The sequence below is a fragment of the Bacillus sp. RSS_NA_20 genome (genome assembly GCF_020165915.1).
In the GTDB taxonomy this organism is placed as follows: Bacteria; Bacillota; Bacilli; order Bacillales; family Bacillaceae; genus Bacillus; species Bacillus altitudinis.
Genome location: NZ_JAIUKW010000005.1, coordinates 2134871 through 2154303, shown reverse-complemented (window position 1 = coordinate 2154303; position 19433 = coordinate 2134871). Strand labels below are relative to the sequence as shown.

22 protein-coding genes are annotated in these 19433 nt (G+C 42.0%); 20 read left to right on the top strand and 2 right to left on the bottom strand.

All coding sequences use genetic code 11. The features are described from left to right. Positions 1-17: 17 nt before the first annotated feature. The gene (locus LCD32_RS16735) at positions 18-548 is read right to left on the bottom strand and encodes a DUF2529 domain-containing protein (RefSeq protein ID WP_035389805.1); all 531 of its coding nucleotides are present in this window, start codon (positions 546-548) and stop codon (positions 18-20) included. A 180-nt stretch (positions 549-728) separates the two neighbouring features. Here LCD32_RS16735 and LCD32_RS16730 point away from each other — a divergent pair, with 180 nt between their 5' ends. From LCD32_RS16730 to LCD32_RS16685, 10 genes are all read left to right on the top strand, one after another. Next, entirely contained in the window at positions 729-1103 is a 375-nt protein-coding gene (locus LCD32_RS16730; protein ID WP_003214681.1) for a response regulator, read from the top strand. A 178-nt stretch (positions 1104-1281) separates the two neighbouring features. Then, on the top strand, positions 1282-2139 hold the full coding sequence (locus LCD32_RS16725; RefSeq protein ID WP_007497678.1) for a class II fructose-bisphosphate aldolase: 858 nt from the start codon (positions 1282-1284) through the stop codon (positions 2137-2139). A 111-nt stretch (positions 2140-2250) separates the two neighbouring features. Further along, positions 2251-2889 carry a fructose-6-phosphate aldolase gene (gene fsa / locus LCD32_RS16720; protein ID WP_003215343.1) on the top strand — a complete coding sequence of 213 codons (639 nt, stop codon included), beginning with the start codon at positions 2251-2253 and terminating at the stop codon, positions 2887-2889. 246 nt (positions 2890-3135) lie between these two features. After that, positions 3136-4425, top strand: coding sequence for a UDP-N-acetylglucosamine 1-carboxyvinyltransferase (locus LCD32_RS16715; protein ID WP_007497673.1), 1290 nt, complete (start codon positions 3136-3138; stop codon positions 4423-4425). Positions 4426-4457: 32 nt separating this feature from the next. Next, positions 4458-5423 (top strand): class II fructose-bisphosphatase, encoded by a 966-nt coding sequence (gene glpX, locus LCD32_RS16710; RefSeq protein WP_007497670.1) that lies wholly within the window; start codon positions 4458-4460, stop codon positions 5421-5423. Positions 5424-5788: 365 nt separating this feature from the next. Further along, positions 5789-7072: a transcription termination factor Rho gene (rho, locus tag LCD32_RS16705; protein ID WP_007497667.1), complete on the top strand. Its 1284-nt coding sequence runs from the start codon at positions 5789-5791 to the stop codon at positions 7070-7072. Positions 7073-7202: 130 nt separating this feature from the next. Continuing rightward, on the top strand, positions 7203-7403 hold the full coding sequence (gene rpmE, locus LCD32_RS16700) for a 50S ribosomal protein L31 (RefSeq protein ID WP_003215407.1): 201 nt from the start codon (positions 7203-7205) through the stop codon (positions 7401-7403). Between the two features lie 87 nt (positions 7404-7490). Continuing rightward, positions 7491-8093, top strand: a complete 603-nt coding sequence (locus LCD32_RS16695; RefSeq protein ID WP_017368216.1) for a thymidine kinase — start codon at positions 7491-7493, stop codon at positions 8091-8093. A 279-nt stretch (positions 8094-8372) separates the two neighbouring features. Next, positions 8373-10073 carry an oxaloacetate-decarboxylating malate dehydrogenase gene (gene malS, locus LCD32_RS16690; RefSeq protein WP_017368215.1) on the top strand — a complete coding sequence of 567 codons (1701 nt, stop codon included), beginning with the start codon at positions 8373-8375 and terminating at the stop codon, positions 10071-10073. Between the two features lie 91 nt (positions 10074-10164). After that, entirely contained in the window at positions 10165-11121 is a 957-nt protein-coding gene (locus LCD32_RS16685) for an AEC family transporter (RefSeq protein WP_017368214.1), read from the top strand. A 35-nt stretch (positions 11122-11156) separates the two neighbouring features. On the opposite strand, the gene racA is transcribed toward LCD32_RS16685, so the two are convergent. After that, the gene (gene racA / locus LCD32_RS16680; RefSeq protein ID WP_039962987.1) at positions 11157-11708 is read right to left on the bottom strand and encodes a chromosome-anchoring protein RacA; all 552 of its coding nucleotides are present in this window, start codon (positions 11706-11708) and stop codon (positions 11157-11159) included. Positions 11709-11918: 210 nt separating this feature from the next. Here racA and prfA point away from each other — a divergent pair, with 210 nt between their 5' ends. The 10 genes from prfA to LCD32_RS16630 all read left to right on the top strand — a co-directional run bounded on the left by prfA (position 11919) and on the right by LCD32_RS16630 (position 19295). Beyond that, positions 11919-12986 (top strand): peptide chain release factor 1, encoded by a 1068-nt coding sequence (gene prfA, locus LCD32_RS16675; RefSeq protein WP_008343422.1) that lies wholly within the window; start codon positions 11919-11921, stop codon positions 12984-12986. Then, on the top strand, positions 12976-13863 hold the full coding sequence (gene prmC / locus LCD32_RS16670) for a peptide chain release factor N(5)-glutamine methyltransferase (RefSeq protein ID WP_035702317.1): 888 nt from the start codon (positions 12976-12978) through the stop codon (positions 13861-13863). The genes prfA and prmC overlap by 11 nt, the downstream gene beginning before the upstream one ends. Before the next feature lie 137 nt (positions 13864-14000). Continuing rightward, positions 14001-14480 (top strand): hypothetical protein, encoded by a 480-nt coding sequence (locus LCD32_RS16665; RefSeq protein WP_048001105.1) that lies wholly within the window; start codon positions 14001-14003, stop codon positions 14478-14480. Between the two features lie 163 nt (positions 14481-14643). Next, positions 14644-15294 (top strand): stage II sporulation protein R, encoded by a 651-nt coding sequence (gene spoIIR / locus LCD32_RS16660; protein ID WP_017360045.1) that lies wholly within the window; start codon positions 14644-14646, stop codon positions 15292-15294. Positions 15295-15357: 63 nt separating this feature from the next. Beyond that, entirely contained in the window at positions 15358-15801 is a 444-nt protein-coding gene (locus LCD32_RS16655) for a GNAT family N-acetyltransferase (protein WP_224564275.1), read from the top strand. Between the two features lie 161 nt (positions 15802-15962). Continuing rightward, positions 15963-17015, top strand: a complete 1053-nt coding sequence (locus LCD32_RS16650) for an L-threonylcarbamoyladenylate synthase (RefSeq protein ID WP_081105462.1) — start codon at positions 15963-15965, stop codon at positions 17013-17015. Between the two features lie 60 nt (positions 17016-17075). Next, on the top strand, positions 17076-17630 hold the full coding sequence (locus LCD32_RS16645) for a manganese efflux pump MntP family protein (RefSeq protein WP_025208133.1): 555 nt from the start codon (positions 17076-17078) through the stop codon (positions 17628-17630). A 63-nt stretch (positions 17631-17693) separates the two neighbouring features. Next, a complete protein-coding gene (locus tag LCD32_RS16640; RefSeq protein ID WP_017360042.1) occupies positions 17694-18152 on the top strand; it encodes a low molecular weight protein arginine phosphatase in 459 nt (152 codons plus the stop codon). A 141-nt stretch (positions 18153-18293) separates the two neighbouring features. Further along, on the top strand, positions 18294-18743 hold the full coding sequence (gene rpiB, locus LCD32_RS16635; RefSeq protein WP_025208132.1) for a ribose 5-phosphate isomerase B: 450 nt from the start codon (positions 18294-18296) through the stop codon (positions 18741-18743). 12 nt (positions 18744-18755) lie between these two features. Beyond that, positions 18756-19295 carry a TIGR01440 family protein gene (locus LCD32_RS16630; RefSeq protein ID WP_007497644.1) on the top strand — a complete coding sequence of 180 codons (540 nt, stop codon included), beginning with the start codon at positions 18756-18758 and terminating at the stop codon, positions 19293-19295. Positions 19296-19433 lie beyond the last annotated feature (138 nt).

Here is a 19433-nt window from a genome sequence, read left to right as displayed (position 1 = left end):
CTTCTCGGCAGTTTTTTTTATTCATATTCCTCAACGATTTCTTTCACAGTAAACGATAGAGCATGGTAGACATATAAGCAGGTCATCAGTGCAGGATAGCCGAACCTTGTTCCATCTTCAGCAGGCACAAGTGGTTTTTTGAGCTGAAAATCAATGTGGACATCACAATGCTCTTCAATAAATGATGTCTCCTTTTGTGCAGGGCCGACACCGACAATAGGTGTGCCTTGTTCGTGCAGCTCTTTGACAAGGGATTGAATCTCTTGATCTTCTGGATCTGAATAAAATAAAAGCACCCTGTCACTTGGATGAAGTATGCTGCGCTCCTTTTGATCCAGCGGCAGAACCTTCGCACCCGGAAACGGCTCCTTGCTCTCAGATGCCTCTAAGGCTACAGCCGCCAGTTCATTCTTGCCATGAAAATACACGGCATGTCCACTGACAACGGCCTGAGCAAGAAGGCGTGCACCGTCTTCGATCGCTTCGGCCTGCTTATCTCCAATACGTGAAAAAATACCTGATAATTGGGTAGTGAAAATTTTTAACAAGACTCATTTCCTCCTTCTGTCAGATCATTTTATAATAGAATATAAAGAGAATATTAGGAAAAATGCTCAGAAAATGTCGTAAAGTAAACTATTATAATTAAAGGAAATGTGAAAATCAAACAGAATTATTTAACAACAGCTCTTTTTATGGCGAAAAATGAAAGCAATGGGGTGTAACAGATGAATGAGAAAATTTTAATTGTCGATGATCAGTACGGTATTAGAATATTGCTGAATGAAGTGTTTCATAAAGAAGGCTATCAAACCTTTCAAGCCGCTAATGGACTACAGGCATTAGATATTGTGAAAAACCATAGACCAAACCTCGTCCTGCTTGATATGAAAATTCCCGGAATGGATGGCATTGAGATTTTAAAACGCATGAAATTAATTGATGAAGACATTCGCGTGATCATTATGACAGCTTATGGCGAACTAGATATGATTCAAGAGTCTAAAGAGCTCGGTGCATTAACGCATTTTGCTAAACCATTTGATATTGATGAAATCCGTGATGCAGTCAAAGAATACTTGCCGCTCGAAACAAATGGCTAGATGGAAATGATTGAATCAAGTCATTCTGTTGCCGATTTGTCGAATAATTGGTATTCTAGATAAGAAGAAGAAAGCGATCTGACTTTGAAAGTTTACATATGGCGAGAAATTCTGGTCATGCTAGGGTGGAGAGCTTTTTTTAGTAAGCAAATTAGCTACATAGGGAGGATTTTTCATCATGCCTTTAGTTTCAATGACAGAAATGTTGAAAGACGCAAAGGAAAAAGGTTACGCTGTTGGACAGTTTAACTTAAATAACTTAGAATTCACGCAAGCGATTTTACAAGCTGCTGAAGAAGAGAAATCTCCAGTTATCTTAGGAGTATCTGAAGGAGCAGGACGCTACATGGGCGGCTTCAAAACAGTTGTCGCAATGGTAAAAGCGTTAATCGAAGAATATAATGTAACAGTTCCTGTTGCGATTCATTTAGATCACGGTTCAAGCTTTGAATCTTGTGCAAAAGCGATTCATGCAGGATTTACTTCTGTGATGATTGATGCTTCTCACCATCCATTTGATGAGAACGTAGCGACAACTGCAAAAGTGGTTGAGCTTGCACATTTCCACGGTGTATCTGTAGAAGCTGAGCTTGGAACTGTTGGTGGACAAGAAGACGACGTCATCGCTGAGGGCGTTATTTATGCTGATCCAAAAGAGTGCCAAGAGCTTGTAGAACGTACTGGTATTGACTGCCTTGCGCCTGCACTAGGTTCAGTTCATGGTCCATACAAAGGTGAACCAAACCTTGGTTTCGCTGAAATGGAAGAAATCGGTAAAACAACTGGACTTCCACTTGTTCTTCACGGCGGAACAGGTATCCCAACTGCTGACATCAAGCGTGCGATTTCACTTGGTACAGCAAAAATCAATGTAAACACTGAAAACCAAATTGCTTCTGCGAAAGCAGTTCGCGAAACACTTGCTGCAAAAACAGAAGAGTATGATCCACGTAAATATCTTGGACCAGCTCGTGACGCAATTAAAGCGACTGTTATCGGCAAAATGCGTGAATTTGGTTCTTCTAACCAAGCATAATTTGATGAGAACCGAAAGCCGCCTGAGTCACAGGCGGTTTTCTCCATATCATGAGAAAGCGCAATCAAATTTACATTTCAGACAATTTATTGATAGGAGAGTGGCACAGTTATGTTATTTTTCGTAGACACAGCGAATATCGCAGACATCAAAGAGGCACACGAGCTTGGCATTTTAGCAGGCGTGACAACAAACCCTAGTTTAGTAGCGAAAGAAAAGGACGTATCGTTCCACGACCGCCTTCGTGAAATCACTGACGTGGTATCAGGTTCAGTTAGTGCGGAAGTCATTTCTCTCAAAGCAGAAGAAATGATTGAAGAAGGAAAAGAGCTGGCTGCTATTGCACCAAATATCACAGTGAAAATCCCAATGACAACAGACGGTCTTAAAGCGGTCAAAGCGTTAACAGACCTTGGAATTAAAACAAACGTCACGTTGATTTTTAGTGCAAACCAGGCACTTCTTGCAGCTAGAGCTGGTGCGACGTATGTCTCTCCATTCCTCGGCCGCTTAGATGACATTGGCCAAAATGGTCTTGATCTCATTAGTGAAGTGAAAACCATTTTTGATGTTCATGGATTAGATACACAAATCATTGCTGCATCCATTCGTCACCCGCAACATGTGACAGAAGCTGCGCTTAGAGGTGCTCATATCGGCACAATGCCGCTGAAAGTCATCAAGCAGCTGACAAAACACCCATTAACGGATGCAGGCATTGAGCAATTTTTAGCAGACTGGAATAAATAAGTGATTGTGGCAGACGGATACGCATCCGTTTGCCGCAGTTTTCCTTAAATACGCTAAGAAATGTTTTGTGCAAAGAAGAGAACATCACAGCCTCGCAAAGCTTCGATTATTTTTCTTCCGACAAATTTCGTTTAACCTGTATTCTTTCTCTTGATATTGGCTAAATTTTGGACAAGACCTTTTAAAGCGCGACATCCACAAACAGTATAACTCCAACAGTGATCTTCTTTAAGAAGGGAGACAAATATGGAAAAGTTAAACATTGCCGGCGGTGACCCCTTGCGCGGGACCGTACATATTAGTGGTGCGAAAAATAGTGCTGTGGCACTGATTCCTGCCACGATTCTCGCTGATTCTCCAGTAACCATTGAAGGCCTTCCGCATATTTCAGATATTGACACATTACGAGATCTGTTAGAAGAGATTGGCGGAAAGGTCACATTTGAAAAAGGTGAGATGGTTGTCAATCCTGCCTCCATGATCAGTATGCCGCTTCCTAATGGGAAAGTGAAGAAACTACGAGCATCCTATTATTTAATGGGCGCCATGCTCGGTAGATTCAAGCAGGCTGTCATTGGATTACCAGGAGGATGTCACTTAGGACCTAGACCGATCGATCAGCATATCAAAGGCTTTGAAGCACTTGGAGCCGAGGTGACAAACGAACAGGGTGCGATTTATTTGCGCGCTGAAAAATTAGTCGGAGCCCGTATTTATCTTGATGTTGTCAGTGTAGGTGCGACCATCAACATCATGCTGGCAGCCGTGCTTGCTGAAGGGAAAACAGTGATTGAAAATGCCGCAAAAGAACCCGAAATTATTGATGTAGCGACACTGCTTGCAAGCATGGGAGCTAAAATCAAAGGTGCGGGGACGGATGTGATTCGGATCGAAGGTGTGGAATCTCTTCATGGCTGCAGGCATTCCATCATCCCTGACCGCATAGAAGCAGGTACATTTTTAATTGCAGGTGCAGCGATGGGGGATGAAGTTGTGCTTGATAATGTGATCCCAACTCATTTAGAATCAATTACGGCGAAACTTAGAGAGATGGGATTCACAATTGAAACAAGCAACGATCAAATGCTGATCGTTGGCAGAAATGAAGGACTCAAGCCTGTCGATATCAAAACCCTTGTGTATCCGGGCTTTCCGACTGATCTTCAACAGCCGATGACGGCTTTGTTAACAAAAGCGAAAGGCACGAGTGTCGTGACAGATACCATTTACTCTGCCCGCTTTAAACACATTGACGAATTGCGTCGAATGGGTGCTAACATGAAGGTGGAAGGAAGATCTGCCATTATTACAGGTCAAACGCAGCTTCAAGGTGCAAAGGTCAAAGCAAGTGATCTGCGAGCAGGTGCTTGTCTCGTTGTTGCAGGGTTAATGGCAGACGGTGTGACCGAAATCACAGGGCTTGAACATATAGACAGAGGATATAGTATGCTTGAGGAGAAGCTTGAAGGCTTGGGTGCAACCATCTGGCGTGAAAAGCTGAATGACCAAGAAATAGAAGAACTTCAAAATTCATAAGGCTTTGACTGTGAGAGGAGATTTGGACAAAAATGGAAAGAAGTTTATCGATGGAACTAGTACGGGTGACAGAAGCAGCTGCATTAAAATCTGCTCGTTGGATGGGTAGAGGTTTAAAAGACGAAGCGGATGATGCTGCAACAAGTGCCATGCGTGATGTATTTGATACGATTCCGATGAAGGGAACTGTGGTCATCGGCGAGGGAGAAATGGACGAAGCGCCAATGCTTTATATTGGGGAAAAGCTTGGAAACGGATATGGACCTCGCGTGGATGTCGCTGTTGATCCATTGGAAGGAACAAATATTGTGGCAAGCGGCGGCTGGAATGCTTTAGCTGTTATCGCTGTTGCTGATCATGGCAACTTGCTGAATGCACCTGATATGTACATGGATAAGATCGCAGTAGGTCCAGAAGCGGTAGGCTGCATCGACATTGAAGCGCCTGTCATTGACAATCTTCGTGCTGTTGCAAAAGCGAAAAACAAAGATATTGAAGATGTTGTTGCGACAATTTTAAACAGAGAGCGACATGAAAAGATCATTGCTGAGCTGAGAGAAGCTGGAGCAAGAATCAAGTTGATCGATGATGGTGACGTTGCAGGAGCCATTAATACAGCATTTGATCACACAGGTGTTGATATTCTATTTGGTTCAGGTGGAGCGCCTGAAGGTGTCCTTTCTGCTGTTGCGCTTAAAGCACTTGGTGGAGAAATCCACGGTAAGCTTCTTCCACAAAGTGAAGAAGAGCTGAGACGCTGTGAGAAAATGGGGCTGGATGTTGGAAAAGTCCTCAGAATGGAAGACCTCGTGAAAGGCGATGACGCCATTTTTGCAGCGACAGGTGTAACAGATGGCGAGTTATTAAAAGGTGTTCAATTTAAAGGCTCTGTTGGAACAACACATAGTGTTGTCATGCGTGCGAAATCAGGTACTGTTCGATTCGTCGATGGCAGACACAGTTTAAAGAAAAAACCGAATCTTGTTATTCGTCCGTAATCTGAAAGCGGGTATTCTTTACCCGCTTTTCATATAGGTGTCAAATATATATCATTTTCTTTTTAAAGTTGAATATTCCCTGCAAATGAGGTAAAACTAAAGAGTGCTGCGAAATTTTCTGCGAATTTACTTCTTTTAAGCTTCAACAAGTTTAAATACTGCCGCATCATGACGATATACTCATTATCCTTCTCTATGTTGACAAAGCTCAATTTCACATTGTTCCTATCTTTATGATAAAACGAGTGGGAGCGTTACCATGAGAGCAAGGTCATTCCAACAAAAAACGGAATTAAAAGCTAATCAAATACAATGGTCATGCATTTGTAATGAAATACATTGACTAGAAAAGTGTGGTGTCCATATTGAAAGATGTTTCGATTTCATCTTTGGAAAATATGAAATTAAAAGAGCTGTATGAGTTAGCAAAAAAGTACAAAATCTCTTATTACAGCAAACTAACAAAAAAAGAATTAATTTTTGCCATCTTAAAGGCGAACGCTGAGCAAGAGGATCTCTTATTTATGGAAGGGGTTCTAGAAATTATTCAGTCAGAGGGATTTGGTTTCTTAAGACCAATTAACTACTCCCCAAGCTCTGAAGACATTTATATTTCAGCTTCACAAATCAGACGCTTTGATTTAAGAAATGGTGATAAGGTGTCTGGAAAGGTACGACCTCCAAAAGAGAATGAACGCTACTATGGCCTCCTTCATGTCGAAGCGGTAAATGGGGACGACCCAGAATCAGCTAAGGAACGTGTTCACTTTCCTGCACTCACGCCGCTATTCCCTGATCGTCAAATGATTCTTGAAACACAGCCTAATCACCTGTCTACTAGAATTATGGATATGATGGCACCAGTTGGGTTTGGACAGCGTGGTTTAATTGTTGCACCGCCTAAGGCTGGGAAAACCATTTTGCTCAAAGAAATTGCCAACAGTATCTCTGAAAATCATCCAGAGGCAGAACTGATTGTTCTTCTTATTGACGAACGTCCAGAGGAAGTAACAGATATCGAACGTTCTGTTGCAGGGGATGTCGTTAGCTCAACCTTTGACGAAGTACCGGAAAACCACATTAAAGTAGCAGAGCTTGTATTAGAGCGTGCGATGCGTCTAGTTGAACATAAAAAAGATGTCATCATCTTAATGGACAGCATCACAAGGCTTGCTCGTGCATACAACCTTGTCATCCCGCCAAGCGGCCGAACGCTTTCCGGCGGTATTGATCCAGCGGCTTTCCACCGTCCAAAACGCTTCTTTGGTGCTGCGCGTAACATCGAAGAAGGTGGAAGCTTGACCATTTTAGCTACTGCACTTGTTGATACAGGATCACGTATGGATGATGTGATTTATGAAGAGTTTAAAGGAACAGGAAACATGGAGCTCCATTTAGACCGTTCTCTTGCAGAAAGAAGAATTTTCCCAGCCATCGACATTCGTCGTTCCGGTACAAGAAAAGAAGAACTGCTTGTGCCTAAAGAGCATCTTGATCGTCTATGGGCGATGAGAAAATCAATGTCAGATACACCTGATTTCGCTGAGAAATTCATGCGCAAAATGAGAAAAACAAAGACAAACCAAGAATTTTTCGATATTTTAACGCAAGAGTGGAAACAAGCAAATATGTCTGCATCAAGAAGATAGCTTCCTGAAAAAATACATTTGCAATCATAGACTTACACTGTTATAATTTTATCATGTGCGTTTCAGAATTTATTCTGAGATATTAACTCTGTTTCCGAATTGGATTCAGGGCGGAAGGAGATGACAGTAGATGAAAACAGGAATTCATCCTAACTACAAAAAAGCTACAGTCAAATGCGCTTGTGGAAATGAGTTTGAAACTGGATCAGTAAAAGAAGAGGTACGCATCGAGATTTGCTCTGAGTGCCATCCTTTCTATACAGGCCGTCAAAAATTCGCTTCTGCTGATGGACGTGTTGACCGCTTTAACAAAAAATACGGTCTTAAGTAATAATAGATACAATAAACAGGCAGGAATCCGTTCTTGCCTGTTTTTTTACGTGGATTGATGGAACTTTAAAACGGGGGAGAAGACCTTATGTATGTGATGAAACAAAGCGGTTGGCTTGAAGTCATCTGCGGAAGTATGTTTTCTGGAAAGTCGGAAGAATTGATTCGGAGAGCCAAAAGAGCCACCTTTGCCAAACAAGAAGTAAAAATATTCAAACCAGCGATTGATAACCGGTATAGCACAAACTCAGTTGTGTCACATAACGGTTCATCCGTCGATGGGATTGCAGTAACCTCACCAAAAGACATAATAACGCACATATCAGAACGAACCGATGTCATTGGCATTGATGAGGTGCAATTTTTTGATGAGACAATCATTGATATTGTCACTCAATTGGCTGATAAAGGCTACCGAGTCATTGTTGCAGGCCTTGATCAAGACTTCAGAGGAGAGCCATTTGGTGTTGTTCCGCATTTAATGGCATGTGCAGAGCTTGTAACAAAACTTCAAGCAGTTTGTTCGGTATGCGGCTCCCCAGCGAGTAGAACACAACGCTTGATCGACGGTAAACCCGCATCTTATGATGATCCCATTATTTTAGTAGGTGCGCAGGAATCATACGAAGCACGATGCAGACATCACCATGAAGTACCAAAATTAGATGTTGGTACAACACTTGACAATTAAAAAAATAGCAAATGCCGCTGTGTTTCGTTTTTCGAGATTTTGGCTGAACACCCATCATTTGTACTTAAATAAATTAAATAACGCTACGAAAAAATTATCTAATTTTCAACGCTTGCGTTTTGGTATAAGCAGGCATAAAATGACTAACTGTAGTGTAAAGCATTTAAACGAAAAGTTCGATTTCTTGTCATAATTTTTTTGATTAAGGATTTTTCTCCTTGATCGTTCTTTGTATTAATAGTTCACTTTATTTATATTTTAGAAAGAGGGTAGTTTTTGATGAACAACGTGAAGAAAACAAAAGAAGGGTACCTCGAAACCACTTTGACAGGTAAAGATGTATTATCGATTCCAACGTTGAACAAAGGCGTTGCTTTCTCTGAAGAAGAAAGACAAGAGCTTGGACTAGAAGGATTACTTCCTCCAACTGTTCTGACTTTAGAACAGCAAGCAGAGAGAGCATACAAGCAATTTCTAGCTCAGCCAGATCGTCTTCGTCAAAACGTATACTTAAGTGATTTGCAAAACCGTAACGAAGTATTATTCTATAAGCTTCTAACGGACAAGCTTCGTGAAATGCTTCCTGTTGTTTACACACCAACTGTTGGTGAAGCGATTCAAGAATACAGCCATGAATACAGAAGACCTCATGGTGTCTACCTTTCAATCGACAACATTGACGGTATTGAGAAAGCATTTGAAAACTTACATGCAACAGCAGGCGACATCGACCTCATCGTAGCAACTGACTCTGAGAGTATTCTTGGAATTGGTGACTGGGGTGTTGGTGGTATCAACATCGCAATTGGTAAATTAGCTGTTTACACGGCTGCAGCAGGGATTGATCCAAGCCGCGTGATTCCAGTTGTATTAGATGTTGGAACTAACAATGAGAAATTATTAAATGATCCATTGTACATCGGGAACCACCACAAACGTGTACAAGGTGAAAAATACGAAGAGTTCATTGATGCGTATGTAAAAGCAGCACTTAAATTCTTCCCGAAAGCATTGCTTCACTGGGAAGACCTTGGAAACAAAAATGCGCGTAACATCATGAAAAAATACAACGACAACATCTTAACATTTAATGATGATATCCAAGGTACTGGTGCCATTACTTTAGCGGGTGTTCTTGCAGCTGTCAAGAAAACTGGTACTCAATTGAAAGATCACCGTGTGATGATTTTCGGAGCTGGATCAGCTGGAATCGGAATCGCCGATCAAATGCGTGACACAATGGTTCTTGAAGGTCTAAGTGAAGAAGAAGCAAACAATGCATTCTGGACGTTAGACTACAGAGGATTGCTAACAGATCAGTTTGAAGATGAAGTGCTTGATTTCCAAAAACCATACCTTCGTTCTTCTGATGAAGTAGAAGGCTGGGCTCGTGATGAAAAAGGACAAATCTCATTTGCTGAAGCTGTTCGCAAGGTGAAGCCAACTATTCTTATTGGTACATCAGGTCAAGGCGGCGCATTCACTGAAGAAATTATTAAAGAAATCGCAGCTCATACAGAGCGTCCAGTGATCATGCCGATGTCTAACCCAACACCACTTGCTGAAGCAGTACCGGAAGATCTATTCAAATGGACAGACGGTCGTGCGCTTGTTGCAACTGGAAGCCCATTCGAAAATGTCGAGTATAACGGAATTGAACATGAAATCGGACAATCAAACAATGCGTTCGTTTTCCCTGGACTTGGTCTTGGTTCAATTGTAACGGAATCAAAAATCATCACAAAAGGCATGTTCGTTGCTTCAGCGGATGCGATTGCTGAAATGGTTGATCATGATAAACCAGGTGCTGGTCTACTTCCAAGCATTGATAAGTTACAAGAAGTTTCTATCAAAGTAGCTATTGAAGTGGCAAAAGCAGCAATTAAAGATGGTGTCGCAAGAAAAACACCTGAAAACATTGAACAAGCTGTGAAAGATGCTATGTGGATTCCTGAATATAAAAAAATTGTAAGAGCATAATAAAATGTGTAACGCGGCATTGTTTCGGGTAATGTAAGCAATGCCGCTATAAAATAAGAAACATGTAAAGGATTCAAGGAGGAATAGTAAGATGGACTTTTTAAATATTTTGATCCTCCTAGCACCGATTTTTTTCGTTATCGCGCTGGGTTGGTTCGCAGGGAACTTCGGCAGCTATGACGCTAAATCTGCAAAAGGTGTAAGTACACTTGTTACAAAGTATGCTTTGCCAGCGCACTTTATCGCCAGCATTCTGTCAACACCAAAAGATAAATTCTATAGTCAAATTCCATTTTTCGTTGCATTGATTTTCGGAATCGTAGGCTTTTATATCATTATCCTTTTAGTTACGAAATTTGCTTTTAAATATGATTTAACAGATTCATCTGTTTTCTCATTAAACTCAGCACAACCGACCTTTGCATTTATGGGGATTCCGGTCTTGGGCAGTTTATTTGGGGCTCAAGAAGTTGCAATTCCGATTGCTATTACCGGAATAGTTGTAAATGCATTGCTTGATCCAATTGCTATTATTGTGTCAACTGTCGGTGAAAAAACAAAAGGAAAAGCCAAAGACGGCGAAAGTTTCCTAAAAATGACGACGAAAGCGATTTTACACGGCTTATCAGAGCCGCTTGCGCTTGCACCGTTAGCAAGTATCATTCTTGTTCTTTTAGGATTTAAACTTCCTGAAATCGGACATGAAATGCTAGAGGAAATTGGAAGTGTGACATCAGGGGTTGCGCTCTTTGCAGTCGGTGTCACAGTCGGTATCCGCAAGATTAAACTGAGCTTACCAGCTTTCAGTATCGCATTGCTCAAAGTAGCTGTACAACCGTTACTTATGTATTTTATCGCCATTCTTATGGGTCTTTCGGCGGATGAAATTACAAAAGCTGTATTGCTTGTTGCCTTCCCAGGTTCAGCTGTTGCGGCCATGATCGCCACTCGATTTGAGAAACAGGAAGCAGAAACAGCATCCGCATTTGTGATCAGTGCGATCATGTCACTCATTACGTTACCGATCATTATTGCACTTACCGTATAATATAGTAGAAAGGCTGCCTCGTTAGGCAGCCTTTCTTAGCGAAATGAATGAAACAGAGGGAAGAGCGCACGCTTTTTTTTCATTTCGGGGTGTGCCTTTTCCTTTTCTTCTTCTTTTGATGGTTTTGGTTTTGTCAATGTGGCTGTGAGGCGTTCTAATTTTGCAGTTAATTCTTCAATTTCTCTTCTGTGCTGGAGGAGCTGGTAGGAAACGCCTTCATCTGCTTTCTTAGCGAGTTTCCGTTCTAATTCTTGAAAACGGGCTTCAATATGACTGACATGTGATTGCTCTTGAAGGAGCTGTTTCACTTGTTCTTCTAAGGCTTCTATCCGTTTTGATGAGTCAGAAGTTTCTACAGTAGGTGATAATTGCTGGGCGGTTTCTTCATGGATCGGCAGTCTAATGTCATGGAGAATCACACCTTCGTTCATTTGGTGTTGGACCTCTTTGAGCAGCTGGACAATGTCATCATGAAATTCGTAATGTCCAAGTTCATTCCGGGCGACAGGGATGTTGAGCTGTTTGACCCAGCGCTGAATGGTTTTTGAAGATACACCAATTTCCTTTGCAACCTCATTTGTATTCAAACCAAATGCCCTCCCTTTTTTCAATTACAAGTACCATTCTCTTTCGTGAGCATCCGTTCCTTCACGTTAGACAAAACAAGTAACCAATCGCCAAAGATCGTGTTTTCTAGTGAAAAATTGCAGAAAATCAATTGTTTTGGAAATTTTTTTGACTGTCATACCCCGCTATACTATAATTAGACTGTTACGCACAAAACAGAGGTGAAGACCATGTTAGACCGTTTAAAATCAATTGAAGAACGCTATGAAAAGCTAAATGAATATTTAAGTGACCCTGAAGTGGTGAACGACCCTAAGAAGCTTCGTGAATATTCGAAGGAACAATCTGATATTCAAGAAACTGTTGAGGTATATAGACAATATCGTGCGGCATATGATCAGCTAAGTGATGCGAAAGCCATGCTGGAAGATAAGCTCGATGCCGATATGCGCGACATGGTCAAAGAAGAAATTTCAGAGCTCACAGAGGAAACAGAACGTTTAGAAGACGAGCTAAAAATCTTGCTGATCCCGAAAGATCCGAATGACGATAAGAACGTTATTGTGGAGGTTCGTGGTGCAGCGGGCGGAGAAGAGGCTGCGCTGTTTGCAGGAAACCTGTACCGTATGTACAGCCGTTATGCTGAAATGCAAGGCTGGAAAACGGAAGTCATGGAAGCGAGTGTCACTGGAACTGGCGGTTATAAGGAGATCATCTTTATGATTAGCGGTAAAGGTGCATATTCTAAACTAAAGTTTGAAAACGGTGCACACCGCGTGCAGCGTGTTCCTGAAACTGAGTCAGGCGGCCGTATTCATACATCAACAGCGACAGTTGCTGTATTACCAGAGGCTGAGGAAGTTGAAATTGATATCCACGAAAAAGATATTCGTGTGGATACATTCGCATCAAGCGGACCTGGGGGACAAAGTGTTAATACCACAATGTCTGCTGTTCGTTTGACTCACCTTCCAACAGGTGTAGTGGTTTCCTGTCAGGATGAGAAATCACAAATCAAAAACAAAGAAAAAGCGATGAAAGTTTTGCGTGCGAGAATTTATGATAAATTCCAGCGTGAAGCACAAGCTGAATATGATCAAACCCGTAAATCTGCTGTTGGAACAGGGGATCGTTCAGAACGTATCCGTACGTACAATTTCCCACAAAACCGCGTGACGGACCACCGCATTGGATTAACGATTCAAAAGCTTGATCAAATTTTAGAAGGAAAACTTGACGAGGTCATTGATGCATTAATTATGGAAGACCAAGCAAGAAAACTTCAAAATGCAAAATAAAGAGCGAACGATCTTTGAAGCCCTTAAATGGGCTTCTTCTTTGTTAACGGAAGCGGGCAGAGACCAAAACGCAGCAGAGTTAATGTTGATGCATGTGCTTGGATGGAGCAGAAGTGAACTTCTTGCCCGTTTTCATGATCCACTGCCAGAGGAGCAAGATTCACAATTCAGTGAGTTCGTCGCGCAGCACAAGCGTGGAGTGCCTGTGCAGCATTTAACGGGTGTTGAATTTTTTTATGGGCGTCCTTTTGAGGTAAACAAACATGTTCTGATTCCTCGTCCTGAAACGGAGGAAGTGGTGTTGGCGGCATTAAACATGATGAATCGTGTGTTTCCTAATGATCAGCCGCTCAAAGCTGTTGATGTAGGAACAGGTAGCGGTGCAATTGCGATTACGTTAGCTCTTGAAAAAGAATCTCTCACTGTGACAGCGACGGATATTTCACATGAAGCACTTGAAGTAGCAAAGCGAAATCAAGAAGCGCTTGGTGCAGACGTTCATTTTGTCCAAGGGGATTTACTTGAACCGATTATGGCTCAAGGCATTAAAGTCGATGTGTTTATTTCCAATCCGCCTTATATTGCGGCAGAAGAAATGGATGGTTTATCAGAGGTTGTCACAAAGCATGAACCTGTCAATGCGCTGACAGATGGGCGTGATGGCCTGTGGTTTTATGAGCGTATCGCCTGTGATCTCCACAAGGTACTTCATCAGCAAGCGGTGGTTGTCTTTGAAATAGGACATACACAAGCACAAGATGTAAAAGCGCTTCTTTTGCAGGCGTTCCCTTCAGCTGATGTTCATATCATCAAGGACATCAACGGAAAGGATCGAGCGGTTTGCGCACACATTCAAAACGGAAGTCCGGCTGAATAAAGTCGGACTATTTTATTATGTAAAGATGAAACTTATGGTAAAAGGGAAACGTATATATAGAAGAATGAACATTCTGATCATGATTTTTTACATAAATTTGTTTTGAAGGAGCGAATGGTGTGAACAGAAGGTATGCGATGGTGTTGGTCATCGTCAGTGTACTATTGATTGTGAGTGCTTGCGGTAAACCGAGCTTTAAAAAAGAAGCAGCAGCATTTGGGGAAAACTATAAAAAAGCACAATACACAGTGAATCGGACGGATGACCTATCTGACATGAAGGAGAAGTTGAAGGATTATTTAACCGAGCATGAATATCAAGAATATACACAAGACAGCATGTTTCCAAGTGTATTAGAAGCAGCAAAAGATCAAGATTGTCAAATTAAACTGAAAAAAATTACGTTTACACCTTCAGATGAAAGCGATGACAGGATTGAATTTGACTATGAAATGATCATTCAATTTATTGACCATAAAGGAAAGGTCAAAAAGGAAATTGAGAAAAAAGGTGCAATGACAGTGATCAAAACAGATGCGGGATTAAAAATCAGCCGAGATTGGGATGGGAGACTGTACCCTTCCGATTACCAATCCTCACTAAAAAGCCGTTCATAAGTTGTTGAGTGGCTTTTTTGCATGCAGAAAAAACATTGATTCGCTCACCTCATGTAGTTGTTTTTTACTCATAATCTATTAAAAAAATCATTTTTGCTGTTTACGAGATGCGTTTCCTGGACACAATGTTTGTAGCAAAGAGAAAAAGTGGGGGGAACACATCATGTTCAAAAGTAAAATGATGATTTGTCTTTATATGTTTCTATTATTATGTGGTGCTTTTGCAAACCTTGGAAAAGAGGAGACGGCGGCTGCTTCTGCTAATCAGCCTGTTGTGATTCCAGATGAAGCTATTCGTTTACGCATTTTAGCCAACAGTGACCAGTCGGCAGATCAAGATGTGAAACGAAGTATTCGAGATGAGGTCAATGCCAATATAACGGAGTGGGTGAAAGACCTCACATCCATTGAAGAAGCTAGACGTGTGATTCGTTCAAAGCTTCCAGACATCAATCGTATTGCCAAAGCAAAATTAAAGGAACAACACATTGATCAATCCGTATCGGTCAGCTTTCAAAAAGCCTCATTTCCAACAAAGCTATATGGCAACTTTGTTTATCCTGCTGGGAAATATGAAGCCATTTTGATTACGTTAGGGGAAGGAGACGGAGCCAATTGGTGGTGTGTGTTATTCCCACCGCTCTGCTTTATCGATTTTTCAAACGGAGAAGCGATCGCCTCACCAGAAGGAGATGATAAAGAGCAGGTAGCCGCAGAGCCATCAAATGAATCTGTCAATGAAGTGGTAAAAGAAGAAGAGACGGGTGAAGTGAAATTCTTTCTGTTCGAATGGGTCTCTAGTCTTTTCTCTTAAAAAAGGTCTAAATCTGTTTTTGCCTCATAGAGTTGAAGTAAGAGAACAAAAAGAGGTGAAAGCATGTATTATCAATTAAGAATAGCGACAGAAGAAGATGCCCCGGCCATTAATGCTTTTCTTGAAAAAGGCCAAGCAAAAGGCGGGATGACGATTGCAGAGCGTACGTCATTTGTGGTCATGGAAGATGCAGACGGTGAGCTTGCAGGCTGTTTAGGTCTTGAACGACTAAATGAACAAGAAGGATTGCTAAGATCACTTGTGATATCAGATAAACTTGGTCAGGGGCATATCGTTTCTCTATTCCAAAGTGTTCAAACGCTAGGGGAAAAGCAAGGTGTGGACACCTTTTATGTTGTAGCCAATCACTCCTCTTCACATGATTTTTTAGCGCTGATGGGCTTTACGCCTATAGAGGAAATCCCAGAAAGTGTGTGGGTATCTGCGCATGCAAAAGAGTCGTTGGGAAAAGAGCAGGCGGTTGTGCTGCAAAAAACAGCGAGTTAATCACATAACACCGGACTTATTCACATACTTATCCACTGTAAAACAAGCGTTATCCACAAATTGTGGACAACGCTTGTTTTATTTAGCATCATCTTTTATACTTTCAAAAGGATAATTGAGATATATCAACAGTTTTATCTTTTTTAAAAGGAGTTTGTATGATGTTAAATACAAAAAGGTGGTCTGTGGATTTAAAAAAGGATTTATCCACATACTATCCACAAATTGAACAAGCAGCTCTGTTGTTGCGGCAGAATGAAGTGGTCGCTTTTCCGACAGAAACGGTTTATGGACTAGGGGCAAATGCAAAAGAGACAGAGGCTGTGAAGAAAATTTATGAAGCGAAAGGACGCCCAAGTGATAATCCGTTGATTGTTCACATTGCGGATGTTCAACAGCTTCATGAATTTGCGCAAATAGAAAATGAAAAAGTAACAGCGCTGATGGATGCCTTTTGGCCAGGCGCTCTCACCATTGTTCTACCTTGTAAGCCGGGCACATTATCAAAGCAGGTGACGGCAGGTTTAACGACAGTAGGCGTAAGAATGCCTGATCATCCTGTTGCGCTTGAACTCATCCGAGCAGCTGGTCTGCCAATTGCCGCGCCTAGTGCCAACCGTTCGGGAAAACCGTCGCCGACACTTGCGGATCATGTCGCGAGTGATCTTGATGGGAAAATTGCTGGCATTGTCGATGGTGGTTCAACAGGTATTGGCGTGGAGTCAACGGTTGTATCCTGTATAGACGAGATTCCAGTGATCTTAAGGCCGGGCGGTATTACAAAAGAAGCGTTAGAAGAGGTCGTAGGAACGGTCAACATGGATCCAGGGCTGACGAAAAAGGATGAGGCACCAGTATCGCCGGGAATGAAATACACACATTATGCACCTGAAGCACAAATGTATATATTTCATGGAAGTGATGAAGACATGCAGCTGCACATTCAGAAGTACCGAGCTGAAGGGCTAAAAGTAGGTGTGCTGACAACAGAAGAAAAGAAGGAATGGTTTGCGGCAGATGTTATCTTTAGCTGTGGATGGAGAGAAAAGCCTGAAACGGTTGCGGCAAACTTATATCGTGTGCTGAGACAATTTGATGAAACGGATGTAGACTTGATCATTTCAGAAGCCTTCTCAGAGCAGGGAGTTGGTTCTGCGATCATGAACCGTCTGCAAAAAGCGGCAGGAGGGCGCACTCTCTCTTCATTCAAATAGTTCTAACCTCTCTTGGACAAACATAGGTTAAAGGAGAATGCGTGTCCAAGGGGGATTTACATGAATGAACTAGCTGGCGAATTGCTGACACTCAGTATCATGGCTTTTGCACTTGGAATGGATGCCTTTTCGGTTGGACTCGGCATGGGGATGATTCAGCTGAGATTCCGCCAGATCCTTTATATTGGACTTGTCATTGGGATATTTCATATGTTTATGCCGCTTTTTGGCATGCTAACAGGTCAGCTTTTATCTGGCTGGCTTGGGCTCCTAGCAACCTATATAGGCGGGGCGCTGCTTTTGGTGCTGGGTCTGCAAATGATCATCGCTTCTATCCGAAAAGAAGATAAGCCATTTATCGCACCTGTTGGGGCCGGTCTCGTTCTTTTTGCAACAAGTGTGAGTTTAGATAGTTTTTCCGTTGGCTTAAGCCTGGGGATTTACGGTTCTCGGGTGTTGATGACCATTTTATTGTTTGGCTTCTTTAGTATGATGCTCACGTGGCTTGGATTATTACTCGGTAAACAGGTTCGGTCATGGGTAGGTTCATACAGCGGGGCGCTTGGCGGATTGATTTTACTAGCCTTTGGAATCAAATTATTATTTCCGCTCTAGCCAGTCTCCTTACATAACATGTAGAATGAAATGCTATATAATAGAAGAAAAGGAGGTCGAAAGATGAATATCTTATTTGTTTGTACGGGAAATACTTGCAGAAGTCCGATGGCTCAAGCCCTTTTTTCCTCCATTGCAGATGAAAAAGGCTTACAGGTCACTGTAAAATCAGCGGGCATCTTCGCCTCTGATGCAGGGAAGGCTTCTCCTCAAGCAGTCGAAGCATTATTTGAGAAAAGCATTCCACTGAATCACTCGTCATCTAAACTAACAGAAGAACTTCTTCATGAAGCAGATTATGTCTTCACCATGACGATTCAGCATAAGCAGTTGATTGTGGAGCAATATGCTCATGTGAAAGACAAGGTCTTCACTCTAAAAGAATTTGCGACAGGATCAGAAGGTGACGTGTCGGATCCATTTGGAGGGAGTCTCTCCATTTATCAGGAGACACGAGATGAACTAGAGACGCTATTGTATCAACTTGCTAAAAAGCTTAAACAGGATCACAAATCCTCATAAATGGACAACCTGTAAAACCGTTGCGCAAACGGTTTTTCTGCTTTTGTTTGCAAATGACTAGGTAGAGGTTAAAATATAACTGTAAATAAAAAATGAATGTAAGACATGACAGATTAACTCACCCTTAGGAGGAATTGCCCGATGAAAGTAGCCATTGCATCCGATCACGGCGGAACGAATATTCGTGAAGAAATCAAACAACTAATGGATGAATTAAAGATTGAATACATTGATATGGGTTGTGAATGTGGATCAGGTTCTGTAGACTACCCTGACTATGCTTTTCCTGTAGCCAATATGGTGGCAAACGGGGAAGTCGATCGAGGCATTTTGATTTGCGGGACAGGTATCGGTATGAGCATTTCAGCAAACAAAGTGAAAGGCATCCGCTGTGCACTGGCGCATGATACATTCAGTGCAAAGGCGACGAGAGAACATAACGATACAAATGTTCTTGCGATGGGAGAACGAGTCATTGGACCAGGATTGGCAAGAGAGATTGCTCACATTTGGCTGACAACAGATTTTACTGCAGGACGTCATGCTGTGCGGATTGGTAAAATCGCTGATTACGAAGAAAAGCACCTGTAAGGAGCGCTTAACATGAACATTGGTCAAGATTGGCTTGAGATGTTAAAAGAGTTTCATCAAACAGTTGAACTGCGAGCCGGCCACATTTTAGTAATTGGCTGCAGTACATCAGAAGTGGCTGGCGAGCACATTGGGACAGCGGGAAGTGAGCAAATTGCTGAAGCTATTTATCAAGAGCTCGATCAACTGAGACGCGAGACAGGAATTGAATTGGCCTTCCAATGCTGCGAGCATTTGAATCGTGCCCTCGTTGTGGAAGAAGAGGTGGCTTACCGGCTTAACTTAGAGATTGTAGCGGCAGTACCTGTCCGTAAGGCGGGTGGTTCTATGGCGGCTCATGCGTATCAGCAAATGGAACACCCTGTGCTGGTTGAATCCATTTCAGCACATGCAGGGATTGATATCGGTGATACATTCATCGGCATGCACTTAAAGCGAGTAGCCGTACCGGTCCGTCTCAGCCGTCATCAATTAGGACAAGCACATGTGACGTTTGCAAAAACTCGTCCAAAGCTGATTGGCGGAGAACGAGCCGTTTATACAAGATCATAGTTCGGATATATTTCTAATATAATGTTGAATGATGAAGACGCTTCACCCTTTGAATATTCGGGTTTTCATAAAAAAGAAGTCGATTTTCCAAAAAAAACTTTTACATTTTACTCAAAAACCGTGTACAATGAGATGGTG